At 39.5% G+C, this 15,753-nt stretch carries 12 protein-coding genes; 4 read left to right on the top strand and 8 right to left on the bottom strand.

Features of this window, described 5'->3' with window-relative positions; translation table 11 throughout:
* Positions 1-81: 81 nt before the first annotated feature.
* The 7 genes from ACC612_RS12960 to ACC612_RS12930 form a co-directional block, all read right to left on the bottom strand.
* Complete coding sequence (locus tag ACC612_RS12960) at positions 82-933, bottom strand: archaeosortase/exosortase family protein (protein ID WP_371854995.1); 852 nt, start codon at positions 931-933, stop codon at positions 82-84.
* Between the two features lie 13 nt (positions 934-946).
* Positions 947-1,387 (bottom strand): hypothetical protein, encoded by a 441-nt coding sequence (locus ACC612_RS12955; protein WP_371854993.1) that lies wholly within the window; start codon positions 1,385-1,387, stop codon positions 947-949.
* Position 1,388: 1 nt separating this feature from the next.
* On the bottom strand, positions 1,389-2,126 hold the full coding sequence (locus ACC612_RS12950) for a hypothetical protein (protein ID WP_371854992.1): 738 nt from the start codon (positions 2,124-2,126) through the stop codon (positions 1,389-1,391).
* A 2-nt stretch (positions 2,127-2,128) separates the two neighbouring features.
* Positions 2,129-2,767, bottom strand: a complete 639-nt coding sequence (locus ACC612_RS12945) for a hypothetical protein (protein WP_371854991.1) — start codon at positions 2,765-2,767, stop codon at positions 2,129-2,131.
* A 310-nt stretch (positions 2,768-3,077) separates the two neighbouring features.
* On the bottom strand, positions 3,078-3,521 hold the full coding sequence (locus ACC612_RS12940) for a hypothetical protein (RefSeq protein WP_371854990.1): 444 nt from the start codon (positions 3,519-3,521) through the stop codon (positions 3,078-3,080).
* Positions 3,508-5,157 (bottom strand): DUF11 domain-containing protein, encoded by a 1,650-nt coding sequence (locus ACC612_RS12935; protein ID WP_371854989.1) that lies wholly within the window; start codon positions 5,155-5,157, stop codon positions 3,508-3,510. The genes ACC612_RS12940 and ACC612_RS12935 overlap by 14 nt, the downstream gene beginning before the upstream one ends.
* A 2-nt stretch (positions 5,158-5,159) precedes the next feature.
* The gene (locus tag ACC612_RS12930; RefSeq protein ID WP_371854988.1) at positions 5,160-5,828 is read right to left on the bottom strand and encodes a hypothetical protein; all 669 of its coding nucleotides are present in this window, start codon (positions 5,826-5,828) and stop codon (positions 5,160-5,162) included.
* A 378-nt stretch (positions 5,829-6,206) separates the two neighbouring features.
* Here ACC612_RS12930 and ACC612_RS12925 point away from each other — a divergent pair, with 378 nt between their 5' ends.
* From ACC612_RS12925 to ACC612_RS12915, 3 genes are read left to right on the top strand one after another with little or no spacing between them, the layout of a single operon-like run.
* A complete protein-coding gene (locus tag ACC612_RS12925; protein WP_371854987.1) occupies positions 6,207-7,007 on the top strand; it encodes a lysostaphin resistance A-like protein in 801 nt (266 codons plus the stop codon).
* A gap of 1 nt (position 7,008) precedes the next feature.
* Positions 7,009-7,845 carry a polysaccharide deacetylase family protein gene (locus ACC612_RS12920; RefSeq protein ID WP_371854986.1) on the top strand — a complete coding sequence of 279 codons (837 nt, stop codon included), beginning with the start codon at positions 7,009-7,011 and terminating at the stop codon, positions 7,843-7,845.
* Entirely contained in the window at positions 7,823-9,034 is a 1,212-nt protein-coding gene (locus ACC612_RS12915; RefSeq protein WP_371854985.1) for a glycosyltransferase family 4 protein, read from the top strand. The genes ACC612_RS12920 and ACC612_RS12915 overlap by 23 nt, the downstream gene beginning before the upstream one ends.
* Before the next feature lie 56 nt (positions 9,035-9,090).
* Here the strand turns inward: ACC612_RS12915 and ACC612_RS12910 are convergent, their stop codons facing one another.
* On the bottom strand, positions 9,091-11,025 hold the full coding sequence (locus ACC612_RS12910; RefSeq protein WP_371854984.1) for a hypothetical protein: 1,935 nt from the start codon (positions 11,023-11,025) through the stop codon (positions 9,091-9,093).
* A gap of 718 nt (positions 11,026-11,743) precedes the next feature.
* On the opposite strand from ACC612_RS12910, the gene ACC612_RS12905 reads away from it, so the two are divergent.
* Positions 11,744-15,637, top strand: coding sequence for a disaggregatase related repeat-containing protein (locus tag ACC612_RS12905; RefSeq protein WP_371854983.1), 3,894 nt, complete (start codon positions 11,744-11,746; stop codon positions 15,635-15,637).
* Positions 15,638-15,753: the final 116 nt, after the last annotated feature.

Below are 15,753 nucleotides of genomic sequence, written 5' to 3'. Positions count from 1 at the left end.
TGGAGCAAATGGGGTCATTAAAATTAAATTCAGGAATACCTGTAATTGATTCCCATAATTGTTTACAAGCTAGAAAGTTCTCTAATCTTCAACATTTGCAACCCGCGGTTTTCCTTCCCCTACCTTCAGGTACACGTAAATAAAGATCGCAAACCATGCAGGAAACAGGACATAACCTGCATAATCATGTACCTGCCACATGACAGCAGATCCAAAATGATAATCAGCAGCTATTAACAGAACAAGGCGCAAAATATTCTGTACGGATGTACCCAATATCCCCAAAAGGAACAAAGGCAATATACGACCTTTCCGGGGTTTTATATCCAGTAACATAAGAGCAAAAACAGTAAGGAAAATTGCTATTGAGGCACTTCCCGAACACCCAACATCAATATATAAAAGGTCTTTAACACCTTCGGGATTGGTAACACTAAGCACCTGTTCTTCAAAAGCTACAGGATAAAACAAAGCTGCAACATGTGCTACAATATTTGTGGTAATAAGTGCGTATTGAGTACCTAAGTATTCATCCAGAATTTTGGGAAAAGAAATTGAAAATCCATATACGAAAAGCAATAGCGATGGCACATAAGCAGCAGCTGCGAAGAATACCATGAACAAGCCTATACACATCAAAAGGATGGTAAAAATCGCAAATGCCAGATTGGAAGAGAGTGGCATCATCAAAGACATAGCTGTAATAAACACACCAGCTATCATGTATGAAGGCTCAGCAAGCATCCCTTCATTATTCGTTTGACTTAAGATTACATCTTTCTTAAGCCACCCAAAGGCAACACATAGCATAAGGATCACAAAAGGATGTGCAGTAAATGGCTCCTCGACTACAATGTTATGCTGTGAGAAATGTATTTTGATAACTACAAGTGCTATAGATATAGCAATCCATGCCAAGAGTTTGTTTTTCATGTTCTCATTCTTGTTACTCGTTCTTAAATACAAAAATCGCTTCTTCAAAAGGCTCAGGCTTGTTGTCTATATATACCATGATCTTTGCAGCACGCAAGGTGGAGTTTATGGTTTTATTATCTGATGTCAGAATCTTATCTGGCAACACATCTCTTCCATATGAAAATGTATCAAGAGCATCAATTGTAACATTATAGTTAGTTGTCAACTCTTCATCATAAAATATGTCAATTGAAAAATTATGGCTTATTGTATCATTGTTTATAAGTAGTACAGATATTTTAGAATAATTGCCAAAATTATCATTATATAAATCTATTCTGTTTATTTCTGCCACTGTCTTCGGTGACTCCCCAAGCAAACCTGAAAATACTCCCTGAGCAAATAGTACAAAAAGACTTGCAAGAACTAAAAGAGATAAAATATAGAGAATTCTTGCTTTATCTTTTGGCATTTCAAGAACCTTCCATATTTTTACGTACCTTAATGTAAACAGCACCTGCTAAAAGCAGAGGTATAAAAGATCCGATAGGGAATTCCGGACCTGCTGTGCCAGTAAAATCCGCTTTACAAAATCCCATTCTTGCACTCTCAGAATAACTAGAATCTGAGTATTCATAAAACTCAACATGCCAACTATCGGCTGTATTAAACTGAGTAGATAAAAGTGTATTACTATATAAAGATCCATCATTTGTTATTTCAGAGGTTGATCCATCACGATACCACTTGAATCTCGTATACCGCCCACTTGAAGATGGAGTAACTGTACAAGTAACGGGATTATTAATAGTGAATGCATTACCTGTACCTGTTCCAGATAGAGCAATAGTATAAGTCCCTTGAACCCAGAAATATACTGTCTTAGTAGCTGAAGTGCTATCAGCATCATGAACTGTAACTGCCCAGTAACCTACATCAGTTACTGTCCTTGTAACAATAATAACATGATTTGTAGCCGTTAATGTTTGCTGTGGATCTACTCCAGGGCCAGGCGGATCCCATCTCACAACAAACTTCTCTGCATCACTTGAGCTTGCTGTAAGAGTCATCGTACTGCCGGAATAATAAGTATCTGCAATGCCATTAACTGGATTGTTACCAGTAATAGATATAGTCGGTATATCAGCTGCTGCAACCGACACAAACCCAATTAAAACAACTAAAAGTAAAGCATACTTAAAAAACTTCATTTTCATCCCACCTTTCCTATAATCAAGGCGACCTGCGTGAAAACCATTCCGATAAATATCACAAAAAGAATCGCTGACAACCTACTGAACCTGATACGTAGGTTACCTATAAACCAGAATGTCTTTTCTGAAAGGGATGGTTCTGTCAGTTCAAGATAAATGAGCAATCCTATCAGGACGATTGAGAAGACCACACTTACATTTAGAGTTGCATCGTTACCGAAAGCCTGGTCATAGTATGCCATTGTGGACATGTAACTCATCACTGATGTTGAGAACGATGCAAAACTTACAAAACTGCTCCAGACCTGCGGTGGGTATGCAGGAAGGGAGATGGATTCATCGTTGTTCTTTCCATCCATAGTAGATTTTACTACAAAGGTGACCTGTTCTCCCATCTCAAGAGGATTCACATAAGTATACTCATACTTTTTACTTGACATCGGAGAAAGTTCAGCTGCACCTTTCATTATCAGTTTTCCGTTAGCATAGAGTTCATAGTCAGCTAAATTTGATTGAACTGAAGGATTATTGAGATTAAATGTAACTAATATAGGCTGACCCTCAACAGGCACTTCCGGAAAAACAGAGACAGATACAGGAGCAGATGCGTCATGTAAACCAATAACGAGACTTGCCATTACCAATACAGCAAACCATATTACAAGAGTTTTCGACAAATATTGCTTATCTGAAGAGTTTATACAACCACCAACTAAACCTTTACTGAACCTGGATACACTACATTATATGAGAATTTATTAATGAATTCGTTGGTAATCTATATAAACACACGCAATTATTTTTGGACATAAATAATTGTAACTAATTAAAATAAATTTGATATTAATTGTGTGTAGTAATTCCAAGAAGAACAAGATATTTGCAACAATCCACTCCAATAAGATTAACGGAGAAAAAGATTCTGAATAAACATAGTTACTAAATTCACTATTGATCGTTCTTAAACACAAACCTTGCTTTTTCAAAAGGTTCAGGCTGATTATCCATATATACCACAAACTTTGCAACCTTCAAAGTTGAGTTAATAGTTTCATTTTGTGATATGGGAATCCTTTCAGGTAATACATCTCTTTGATATTGAAATGTCTTACCACTATCTACAGTAACGTTAAAGCTACTCTGTAGCTTATCATCAAAAAATGTGTTTATTGAAAAGTTGTGACTCACTGTATCATTATTGACAAGCATCACAGATACTTTGGAGTAATTTCCAAGAAACTCATCGAACAGATCCACCCTGTTTATTTCAGCCAGTGGCTCTGCGGAGGTTATAGACAACCCGGTAAACACATTTTGGGCAAATATTATAAGCAGGCTTGCAAGGACTAAAAGAGATAAAATGTAGTATGTCCGCACTTTATCTCTTGCCATTTGAAAAACCTGTCATTTTTTTACGCATCCCCAAGTACCCTACACCTGTTACAAGCAGGAATATAGAAGATCCAACCGGAAACTCTGGAACTTCACATGTTACCGGGAAAGTAGTTGTACCTGTTCCTACGATATTTCCAGTTCCCGCGCTTCCGGAGTATTCAGTAACCTCAACGGTCCATGTTCCTCCTGAATTTGGAGGAACAATGAATGATGCGCTTGTATATTTTCCATCGATCTTCTCTACAGTTTCACTATGGTGGAAAGTACCATTTTGGTCTTTCCATATTATTTGTAAAGACAGACCATATGAAGGTGTTGAAGATACCGTCAATTTAAGTGGATTGCCACATGTGGCAGTCTGGTTGAATATGTAGTTATACACCGGAGCTTGCAAAACATTCGTTGGCTGGTAGTAAATATTGTTGCTTGGGTCGGCATCCTTACACATAGCACAAATTAAGACTCTATTATAGATATCAAAAAATGTAGGAATAGAATATCCTCCAGTCTCTGAGTTCATGGTTGTATCATTATTTGTAGGAGCTGCAGAGTTTACATTTGTGACTATTGTGATGTTTTTCGTTTCACCGGGAGACAATGCACCAGCGTTGAAAGTAATATTTCTTCCGTCAATTGTATATGAAGATACAGACGCTGAAACAAAAGACAGCCACGGACTAAGCGTATCTGTCGCAATAACCATATTTGAAACATTGCTATCGCCAATGTTTTTCAATGTAATATTGTATCTGAGCTGCTGTCCCTGCACTACAGGATCGGGAATATCAGTTTTTGTAACTGCCAAATCGTTAATTTCAGTGAAAAACTCATTTACATCATCAATTCTCAGAAGAGGAACAGTCTGGGTACCAAAGTTTATTTTTGTACCATTGGCAGTTTGAGCACGAATTAAATTAGTCTGTACATTCCCGGTGGATCCAGATGGAATCTTAGACTTTAGAAAAACCCATACTTCGACAACAATATTGTCACCATTGTCAAGACCCGATACCCGGAATGTACCATTGATATATTGATTAGTTCCACTACCGTTTAGACCAGAAGTATAAGAATCAACTTTAGCATTATTTCCCGGATCTATTGTACCGGGATCAGAAGTATCAACAAAGGCACAGTATACCTTATATGCCGGATCGAAACCAAAGTTAGAACCGGAAGTCGTATTAGTGTTGAAACTGGTAGAAAATGTGATAATTCCATTTTCAGGAGTAGTAGCACCATTAACGGAGATTTCTACTTCAAATGGAACAATTTGTCCAAGAGCCAGAGTACGTGGAGCCAGTGAAGTCACAGCATCAATGTTGGAAGATGAATAAGTAGGACCATACAAAACAGCATTTGGAAGCACTGCGGAACCGCTGTATCTTCCCGCACTTCCCGGGCAGGAAATATAAGCTGGAGTATACTTTATATATGTAGGCAAATAAGGAGCTCGATTTACAGCAGGATCAGCAGCATACCACTTTATATCGTATGATCCCGATGCAGCCTGCGCTTCAAAGGGTATTGCACTGAGCAAAATGCCGATGCCCAACATAATTAAGATAATTGACCTATACCTCACGCCGCGGAGCAGCATATTTTTGGATCGGTTTGCAAATGGAGAGTGCATTTTTATCCCACCTTCCCAATGATCAAAGCCACCTGCGTGAACACCATTCCGATAAATATCACAAAAAGAATCGCTGATAATCTGCTAAACCTTATCCGCAGGTTACCTATGAACTTGAAGGTCTTCTCTGAAAGGGATGCTTCCGTGAGTTCTAGGTATATCAGCAATCCTATAAGGACGATTGAAAAGACCACGCTTACGTTAAAAGTAGCACCGTCACCAAACTCCTGATCGTAGTACGACATCGTGGTCATATAAGTCATAACTGTAGTGGAGAACGTTGCAAAACTCACAAAACTGCTCCATACCTGAGGTGGGTATGCAGGCAGTGAGACATACTCATCATAGTTCTTTTCACCAACATTAGACTTTACTATAAAAGTTACCTGTTCTCCCATTTCCAGAGGATTCACGTATGTATACTGATATTTTTTATATGACAACGGAGAAAGTTCTGCCGTGCCGTCCATTATCAGCTCCCCATTGGCATAGAACTCATAATCAGCTAGATTAGTGTGAATTGACGGATTATTTAGATTGAAAGTAACTAATACAGGCTCCCCTTCCACGGGAACTTCAGGAAAAACAGACATTGAAACTGGTGCAGCAGCATCGTGTAAGCCAATGATCAGACTTGCAATCACCAGTACGGCAAACCATATTACCATCATTTTTGAAAAATATTGCTTATCTGTAGATATATAACCACCCACTGAATATTTTATAAGAAGTATAATATATGATAATTTATGATATGTTCCATTGCAATGTATATTAACATATCTAATTATTTTACTATTTTTATTATTGCGAGTGATTAAAAGTATTATTGCAAAGAACGTTAATAGATTACATTAAATATCTCTACTTTACGAATACATGTTGAACAAACACTAGAAACACGCTTTCTAATAGTGATTTATTTGAAAATAGTATTGAATTTAAAAAAACTTACCACTTAAAGATGGTTCAAAATTACAGAATTTCATCAAAAATGAGTTTATGCATTGAGCGATACGATTTTATATAGATCTCTTTTAGTAAAATTTGTGAAACTCAAAAAGATTGAACTAAATGATTTTCAAGCCACCTGGTTTATTATAGATATTTTTGTGGCAATTGTTATTGCAGAATATATCTTCACTTATCTTAATGCAGGGGAAGGTATACTTTTATGTTTGGGGCTCACGATCCTGATATATGTTATAATCTCCAGGATCGATATGAAGCAGGGTTTCATTCATTCTGCAGAATCTTTGGCTCTTATTCCTTTATATGTGCTTTTTACATCTTCTCTTCCCTGGTTTTTTATAAATCAACAATTTCTCATGCCAGCAGTATATTCAATAATTCTGGCTCTTTGCTTCTGGCATATGCATGAAAAAAATATCCTGCCGGAAAACGTCGGGCTTAAGGGAGACAATCTGTTAAAATACGCTGCTATTGGTGTATTGATAGGACTGTGCACAGGACCTATAGAATACTGGGTTCTCAAGCCTGCTGCATCTTTTCCTACATTTGAACTGAAATACCTGTTTCGCGATCTTATATACATGACATTCTTTGTGGGTTTAGGGGAAGAACTATTGTTTAGAGGCTTGATACAAAATGACCTCATAAGTGCCTTCGGGACTAAAATTGGAATTTTCGGACAGGCATTCTTGTTCGGAATAATGCACATGACATGGAGATCTCCCCTGGAATTATTATTTACGTTCTTTGCAGGGTTATTGTTCGGTATCTTATATCGTAAAACCGGAACATTGACCGGACCTATAGTATTCCATGGAATTAACAACGTAATACTTGTAGCGGTTCTTCCTTACTATTTCAACGGCTTGCTAAATTAACATGACAAGAAATAAAGTTTGCATAAGGATCGATATCGATACAGTAAGAGACACGCAAGTCCTTCCGGTTGTACTGGAAATACTTGACAGCTTCGATGCCTCTGCAACATTTTTTGTTACAACCGGGGAAGACATGACCTTTAAGAATTACAAAAATTACATCAACCCCTTAAAACTGCTGCAAAAAAAAGCCATTCAGCAACACGGAGTTAAGCAAATGCTCAGAGGAATTTTATACAAGCAGCAGGTCCAGAAATCTTCAAACGTGCAGCTGATCCTGGAAAATAACCATGAACTGGGACTGCATGGATATCATCATTACAACTGGATGAATACGCTTCAGCAAAAGAGTCAGGAAGAGATAACTGAGTGGATAAACAAAGGTTCAGAACTGTTCGAAGATGCATATGGTTTCAAGCCATTGTCTTTTGCATCTCCGGGCTTTGCAACAAGCCCTCAGTTTTTGGAAGCATTGGAAGATTTCAATTTTGATTATTCCAGCGACTTCAGGGGAAAAGAAGCATTTTACCCATGCATCAACGAGCGTAAATTATCAACGCTTCAACTACCTGTAGCAGAAAAGTCTTTCGGAGAATTAGAATTTGAAGGTATTTCAAATGACGCAATCTACAATATCATGAAGAATGGATTGGATAATGCACATAATTTTTTTGTATTCTACATGCATCCATCCTATGAACCGATACTCAAAAGGGATCTTTTAGTCAGGGTGCTGGAATATATCACCACATCCGATAAATTTGAGACAACAACAATGCACCAACTCGCAAAGCACATAAAAAGGAAGGTTCTGGATGAAAATCCTGCAAATATATGAACTCCCGCCTCACGACAATGCTGGAACCGGAGGCATTGAAGTTGCAATTATGGAAACATCCAGAGAACTTGTTGCACTTGGTCATGAAGTAACAATACTAACAGGTGCAAAAAGCATTCCACAAGAGCAGATAGTAGACGGTGTGCGGATCGTCAGCGTTGACTTTTACAGGCTCATGAAAAAAACCTGGGACGGAACAAATTTATCCCTTGTACGACAAGCGCTTTTTCCACTGGCGGTACTATTTAACCACCCTGGTACCTATGACATTTACCATGGCCATATATACTCATCCGGGCTGATAGCAAATTACCTTGCAAGAAGATCAGGAAGTGTTGCCGTAAATACCATTCACGGTTCATATTATCCAATATGGAGCAAACTTGCAAATCCTTTTGCTGCTAAATTTTACAGAACAGGAGAGCGCATATTGGCACCAGCACTTGCAAATATGTCAGACATCCAGCTTCACACCGGGGATTATTTTGCACAACAGGTGCTTGCATGGGGTGCTTCTCAGCAGAAAGTAAAAACCATCCACAATGGTGCTGATATTATCAGATTTAACCCGTCGCATACTCAAATTGTGAACTCAAGCCAGGCTACTGCGCAGCATATCGGTATAGATTATTCAATACCTGTAATACTCACAGCACGCCGCCTTGTCAAAAAAAATGGAATCGAATATCTGATCAAAGCTATGCAACTGGTATTAAGAAAAAAACAATGCCAGCTGATCATAATTGGTGAAGGGGAAGAGCGTGCAGCCTTAAAACAATTAACACATGAGCTGGATCTTCAGGATCATGTTCATTTTCTGGGATTGATACCTCATGAAAAGCTTCCCCCATACCTTGCACTTGCCGATATTGCCGTTATCCCAAGCCTTATGGAAGCTTCCAGTATATTCATGCTCGAAGCAATGGCAATGGAAAAACCCGTTATAGCAACAAAAGCCGGCGGACTTCCGGAAGTGCTTACTCCATCTGTAGGCATACTTGTAGAGTCTATGGACGAAATAGGACTTGCAGATGCAATATTGGAACTGCTGCAAAATGAAGACAAACGATTGCAACTGGGCAGACGGGCAAGAAAACACATACAAGCAAATTACTCATGGAAAGCTGTTGCCAAACAAATGGAAGCAGAATACATGAAATTATTAGAAAGGAAAAAAGAAAACACCTGAAAATCAAGGGAGGGAAGATCCCTCCTTAATTTCTAAATTCGCTTCAGAGATTGTTTTTAACCTGAAATGGGAGTAAGTTTTCCTCCGCCGTTCAAGTCATAGGTCTTACCGTCAAGCCATGAGTTTGCACTGTTGCTTGAATCGTAGTAGATGGTGTATCCATTGTCATTGATATTGGACAATGCAGAGTCCTCATCTGTAAGGCTTGTCAGGTACGATGTACCTGTAACATTCCAGGTACTGCTTGAATCCAGATCAAGGGCCATCATACCAGCCGTATTCTCAGCATCGATTGCTCCTGTCAGAGTTGTGTCATTCTGCAAAGTCACTGAAATCGAACTGACATTATCACAGGTGATGTTACCATTGAGCTCCTGCCCATTTGCATTAAAGGCTACAGTAGCTCCATTGGATCCCTCAGTACCCCATCTGTCAGCACTGGCTGTCAGGAGCGTACCTGAAGTACCGGTAAGTTCCACACCACTGAGATTGAACACTGCATTGGTGTTCGTGGAGTAGAATAGAGGATCAACAGCTGCTGTAAGAGAGCCTCCATTCATGGTAAATACACTGATACCAACTTCAGCATCGCCAGAGAAACTCTGGTAGAGCATTACACCGCATTTCATCATTCCTGTCAGAATGCAATCGTTAAGGGTTATGGAGTTCTTTCCTTCTATTACTGCAGCCTCTGAGCCAGTAGCTGTAAGAGTTGCATCGCTTACTGTAATATTACCTGTAGAATAAACTGCAGGAGATCCTTCACCAGCTGTACTCATAGTTCCGCCTGTGATATTTATAGTTCCACTTCCACGGTCAGTTGCGATTGTGGCACAATGAGCTCCCTGAGTAATGATATCCACATCCGTACAGGTAATTGTACCTCCTACAGTCGCATCCACACCGCGTGACCCATCCTGGCTGGTCTCTATTTTGACATTTGAGAGAGTAATTGAAGAGCCAGAACCTGTTGCAAACACTGCATTTGCACCATTTGCATCAGTAGTCACAGTACAGTTGCTGAGTTCTATGTTACTGCCTGACTCTGCCAGAACTCCTGCATTAAGGCCATAGAAGTCACTGTTCTCATTTGAGGATGTATCACCAGTCTTTTTTATAGTGGAATCTGAAAGGGTAAAACTACCACTATCATTGACCTTGATTGCTGACTCGTCAGTATTGGTTGCAGCAATCTCCATATCCGATTCCGTTACAGTTTCGCCGCTTTGTGTATAGGCTGAACTTTCAGATGTTGTTGTTGTTGTTGATGTTTCAGTACTTTCAGTACCAACTGAGGTTTCAGAATCAGAACCGAACAGGGATTTGAAGAAATCCACAATCTTGGCAAATATGCCAGATTCCTCAGCAGTGTTCTGCATCTGCTCAGAGTTCTCTCCGGAGTTATTCTTTATAGAAGGCCCATCGCCTTCCATTGGGGGCTGGCCATTGCTCTGGTTACCCATCGAAGGCATTTGAGAGGGGTTGGAATTACTCTGATTACCCATAGCAGGTCCAGGCCCGGTTTGATTTCCCATTTGAGGCATCTGTGAAGATCCTGATCCTGCCTGACCTTCCATTCCTGACATTTCAGGTCTTTCACCATTCATAGGAACTTCTAACCCCAGTTCTTCATTCATTGCTGTGAACAACTCATCCAGACTAGTTCTTTCTGTTTTGAGCTCCTCTATTGACTCGGCATTCTCAACATTTGAACTTATAGTCTCAAGTTCACTAATGTATTCATTAATAGTTACGACAGTAGTATCATTAGCATCAGCCTTCATGGTTTCAAGGCTTTCTGTAGTTTTATCGATCATCTCTATAGTCATATTCTTGATGGATGCTAGATCAGGTTCTCCACCCATCTCTTGCATATTATTGCCAGCATTAGTTTCCCCTGCAGCATAAACCATGGAGATGGCCATCATTATGCAAAGCAATCCAACAATTGCTGACAGTCCTGAAACAACGTGTTTTCTGAAAAGTTTCATATGTATCACCCTTGATTATTTTGAGTATTAATTTCCTCCTGATCTTTTGGTATCCAGACAGTTAAGCTGCTGATACGATCACCTGATTCTCAGTTAATAATATAAGGATACTTAAGGATTAAAGCATAATAATGACTCAAAAATAGATAATAAGAGTTCATTGGAGTTTTTTTCTTGGAAAAATCCTTTATTATCCTGCTTGTGGTTACTACATATTCGATTTTCGAAAGATACTTGCTATTTGCATTTATTGTAGTATTATTGGATCCTTTTTAAAAATAAGAGAATGAAATGAATTTTTCATGTATTCAACTTGGATTTATGCGCTAAATAGTTTCAATCAATAACTATTGAGTATGAATTGTAAATTACAATTCAATTAGGGTATTTTTTGCAGAAAAAGAAATGTTTAAAGCTTTATTAGCTCATAAACTTCATTATTCAAAAGAAAGATTAAAAAATATAGTTGCTCACGTTTAAATTTTGAAGATAGATAAGAATCTAAAACCATTTTAAAACATTTCCGGTGAGATATAATCAGTATAATATTGTAAACTAATTGTAGATACAAATTATGTTAAACATTAATTAATAATATAAAAAATATATTATTATTTATTTTTATTTTGGCTAGATTTATATAGTAAGTTATTGCAAGGTAGCAGGACTTTAGAATAGAGCAAAAAAATCCTCTCTTAAAATAGAGCAGGTGGTGTCAATGAAAATCAAATTAAACACATTAGTTTATCTATGCATATTATTATTTTTTACGATAACAGCCTCCGGTATTGGTTCAGCCGCAGAGCTTCAAGTAGATTTTGTCAGTCAGTTTAATGAAAACACAAACAATGATACAGTCATTACAAATGCCCTGGTGGGAGAGGATTTCACTAGCCATTATGGTGGAAGCGTGTTCTGCGTTGCAGTTTCCGGAAGCTACGCCTATCTTGGACAGGGACAAGACCTTGTAATAGTTGATATTAGCAATGTTGCCAATCCATCGCAAGTTGGAAGGGTAACCACCACAGCAGTAATTAACGACATTGCTGTATCAGGAAATTATGCTTACCTGGCTGATGGGAACAGCGGTCTTGTAGTAGTTGATATCTCAAACCGTGCAGCACCTGCGATAAGAGGTACATATGCATATGGTTCCGGCGCTGCTTATGATGTTGCTGTTTCAGGTGGTAATGCCTATGTAGCTTATGGAATCAGTGGCCTTATAGTAGTGGATATTACAAAACCCACAGCTTTAACGTTTAAAGGTAGATTAGATACTACCAATGCACAGAGTGTTGTTTTGTCTGGAAATTATGCATACATAGCAGATGATACAAGCGGCCTTATTGTCATGGATGTAACCACTCCTTCTTCACCAAAACTTGCAGGTTCCTATGATACGGTAAAAGCAACCGGTGTCGCAGTATCAGGCAGCTATGCATACATAGCCGATGAAACTAATGGTCTTGTGATCATAAACATCAAAACCCCAACTGCACCAACTTACACAGGGAGATTTGATACTCCAGGAAAGGCATTAAGCGTTGTTGTATCTGGAAGTTACGCCTATGTAGCTGACGATGCCAACGGTCTTGCAATAGTGAATATCGCAAATCCAGCCTCACCAGTTAGAGCAGCCACTTATACTGCTACTGAAGGAGTTGCATATGACGTTTTTATAGCAGGAAACTATGCATATACAGCCTATGGCAGAAGTGGTCTTGCAATAGTGAATATAAGTACTCCTTCTGCACCTACCCGCGCAGGAGTTTATGATGTAGCTGGCTACGCCTCTGGTGTTGCCATATCAGGAAACTATGCATACTTAGCCTATGGTTATATGGGCCTTACTGTAGTGGATATTTCAAATCCTGCTTCTCCTAAGCGTGCAGGTAGTTATATTACTCAGGGATATGCAAGGGATCTTGCTGTATCAGGAAATTATGCATATATAGCCGATGACACTTACGGCCTTGTAATTGTGGATGTCACAAATAAAGCATCACCAACCCTTAAAGGCAGTTACAATACCGCTGGTCGTTCATGGGGTGTTGCTATTTCAGGAAATTATGCATATGTGGCTGATGGCGCTGGCGGCCTCGTGATCGTTGATATCACAAACCCTGCGGTTCCGACCCTTAAGGGCAGTTATGACACAGCCGGTAATGCAGAAAATGTTGCTATAGTCGGCAATTATGCATATGTAGCAGATGGTGACAATGGTCTTGTTGTTATTGATATCACAAATCCTGCTGCACCAACACTTAGAGGCAGTTACAATACTGTCGGTCATGCATATGGTGTTATGGTATCCGGAAACTATGCATACGTAGCTGATGGAACCAACGGTATTGTGATAATAAACATAAGCAATCCTGCTAAACCAACACTTGTAAGCAACTATGACACAACGTTTGCACAAAATATTGTAAAATCCGGCAATTATGCATATATTGCTGATGATACAAGCGGTCTTGTTATTCTTGATGTGAGCAATGTCGCAACCCCGACACTTGCCGGAGGATATAACACCGCTGGTCATGGATACAGTGTTGCAGTTTCAGGCAATTACGTATATGTAGCAGATTTTGACAATGGTCTGGTGATCCTTCATGTGGAAAATGCATCTTCTACAGACAATCCACCAGTTGCTAATGCTGGTTCTGACCAGAGCACTACCATAGGTTCTGCTGTCAATTTCGATGCAAGCTCATCTACCGATGATAAAGGCATAGCAACATATTCATGGGATTTTGACGCATCAAATGGCATAACCTCTGAAGCTACAGGCAAAACAGCAACAAAAACATATACAGTTGCAGGAAATTATATTGTCACACTTACTGTAACCGATACCAGTGGCCAGAAAGCAACTGACACATTGAATGTAGCTGTTACCAGCAGTAGCAGCACAGGAAACACAGTTTCTTATACACCAACTTATGACAACAGATTGCGTGAGCTGTCTCCAACAAGTGTACTTTCCACCACGACTTATGTTGATGTTGGAAAGAGCACAAGTACCTGCAGAGATCTGATCCTTTTCGATCTGAGCGGATATAAGACAACAGATACAATATCCAAGGCGACCCTTTCGCTCTACTGGTACTATCCTGCCAGTAAAACACGTACTTCTGAAACTGTAGTTGAAGTATACAGGCCAGCTGAATGGGATCCTAAGTACGTTACCTGGAATTCCAGAACATCTGGTGTGTCATGGAGTAACGCAGGAGGAAACTGGTATGATAAGAACGGTGCTTCACAAGGCTCTGCACCTTATGCTTCATTGGCCTTTGCAGGAAGCAAGGTTCCCGACAACAAATACTATGATTTTGATGTCACGGACCTTGTAAAGGAATATGTAAGTGGTAAGTACAAGAATACTGGTTTCTTCCTCAAGGCAAGTACAGAGAGCGGTAATTACATTGCATTCTACAGCTCTGAATATTCGAACGCTGCCATGAGACCTAAATTAACCATAACCTCTACCTCAGGTGGTTCAACTTCCACTGATAATGCACCGGTTGCCAATGCCGGGGCAGATAAGACAGCGACCACTGGTGCAGTTGTCACTTTCAGTGGCAGTGCATCTACTGATGATAAAGGCATAGCATCATATTCATGGGACTTTGATGTATCAAATGGCATTACGTCTGAAGCTACCGGAGTAACAGCTACTCATACATACACATCCCCGGGAACTTATACAGCCACCCTTACAGTGACAGATACTGCTGGAAAGAAAGCTACAGATACATTAAAAGTAGTTGTCAGCAGTTCAGTTGATACCTACCCTGTTGCAAATGCCGGACCTGATAAGACTGCAACTACTGGTTCAGCAGTCACCTTCAGCGGCAGTTCATCTACTGATGACAAGGGCATAGCATCATATTCATGGGACTTTGATGTATCAAATGGCATAACCTCTGAAGCCAGCGGAGTAACAGCTACTCACACATATGCATCCCCAGGAACTTACACTGTGACTCTGACCGTCACGGACACTGCCGGACAAAAATCCACAGATACATTAAAAGTAATTGTAAGTGGCAGTTCAACTGCAGTGACATATTCACCTGTTTATGACAACAGACTGCGTGAATTATCTCCTACAAGTGTACTTTCCACAACAACGTATCTTGATGTAGGAAAGAGCACATCTATTTGCAGGGATGTAATGCTTTTTGATCTGAGTGGTTATAAGACTACAGACACAATATCAAAGGCTACACTTTCTCTGTACTGGTACTATCCGGCGGGTGCAACACGAACTTCCAGCACTATAGTTGAAGTTTACAGACCAGTTGCTTGGGATCCAAAGTCTGTAACCTGGAATTCCTGGACAACAGCCGGAGGAAACTGGTATGATAAGAATGGTACATCACAAGGTTCTACACCTTATGCCTCTGTAACATTCTCCGGCAGCACAGTGCCTGGTAACAAGTACTATGATTTTGATGTTACGCAGCTTGTGAGGGAATACATAAGTGGTAAGTATAAGAACACTGGTTTCTTCCTCAAGGCAAGAACTGAGAGCGGAAATTATATTGCGTTCTATAGTTCAGAATATTCGAACGCTGCCATGAGGCCAAAACTGACTATAACACTGTAAATCATAGGTAAATAGTAGTGGGCGAAATTAATTTTCGCTCAACTTTTTTCTAATTAGAAGTTATTTCTAATTTTTACTACAATGCTATCCAAACACAAGTTTTATCCGTATTGAAG

Origin of the sequence: Methanomethylovorans sp. (assembly GCF_041447285.1) — an archaeon.
Classification (GTDB): Archaea; Halobacteriota; Methanosarcinia; order Methanosarcinales; family Methanosarcinaceae; genus Methanomethylovorans.
Note: the sequence above shows the minus strand (reverse complement) of the source record. Positions and strands in the feature narration are given on the sequence as shown.

Excerpts from the sequence above, each read along its gene's own strand:
- ACC612_RS12950 (WP_371854992.1), bottom strand. The coding sequence starts at position 2,126 with ATGAAGTTTTTTAAGTATGCTTTACTTTTAGTTGTTTTAATTGGGTTT.
- ACC612_RS12930 (WP_371854988.1), bottom strand. The coding sequence starts at position 5,828 with ATGATGGTAATATGGTTTGCCGTACTGGTGATTGCAAGTCTGATCATT.
- ACC612_RS12945 (WP_371854991.1), bottom strand. The coding sequence starts at position 2,767 with ATGGCAAGTCTCGTTATTGGTTTACATGACGCATCTGCTCCTGTATCT.
- ACC612_RS12910 (WP_371854984.1), bottom strand. The coding sequence starts at position 11,025 with ATGAAACTTTTCAGAAAACACGTTGTTTCAGGACTGTCAGCAATTGTT.
- ACC612_RS12915 (WP_371854985.1), top strand. The coding sequence starts at position 7,823 with ATGAAAATCCTGCAAATATATGAACTCCCGCCTCACGACAATGCTGGA.
- ACC612_RS12935 (WP_371854989.1), bottom strand. The coding sequence starts at position 5,157 with ATGCACTCTCCATTTGCAAACCGATCCAAAAATATGCTGCTCCGCGGC.
- ACC612_RS12955 (WP_371854993.1), bottom strand. The coding sequence starts at position 1,387 with ATGCCAAAAGATAAAGCAAGAATTCTCTATATTTTATCTCTTTTAGTT.
- ACC612_RS12920 (WP_371854986.1), top strand. The coding sequence starts at position 7,009 with ATGACAAGAAATAAAGTTTGCATAAGGATCGATATCGATACAGTAAGA.
- ACC612_RS12905 (WP_371854983.1), top strand. The coding sequence starts at position 11,744 with ATGAAAATCAAATTAAACACATTAGTTTATCTATGCATATTATTATTT.
- ACC612_RS12940 (WP_371854990.1), bottom strand. The coding sequence starts at position 3,521 with ATGGCAAGAGATAAAGTGCGGACATACTACATTTTATCTCTTTTAGTC.
- ACC612_RS12960 (WP_371854995.1), bottom strand. The coding sequence starts at position 933 with ATGAAAAACAAACTCTTGGCATGGATTGCTATATCTATAGCACTTGTA.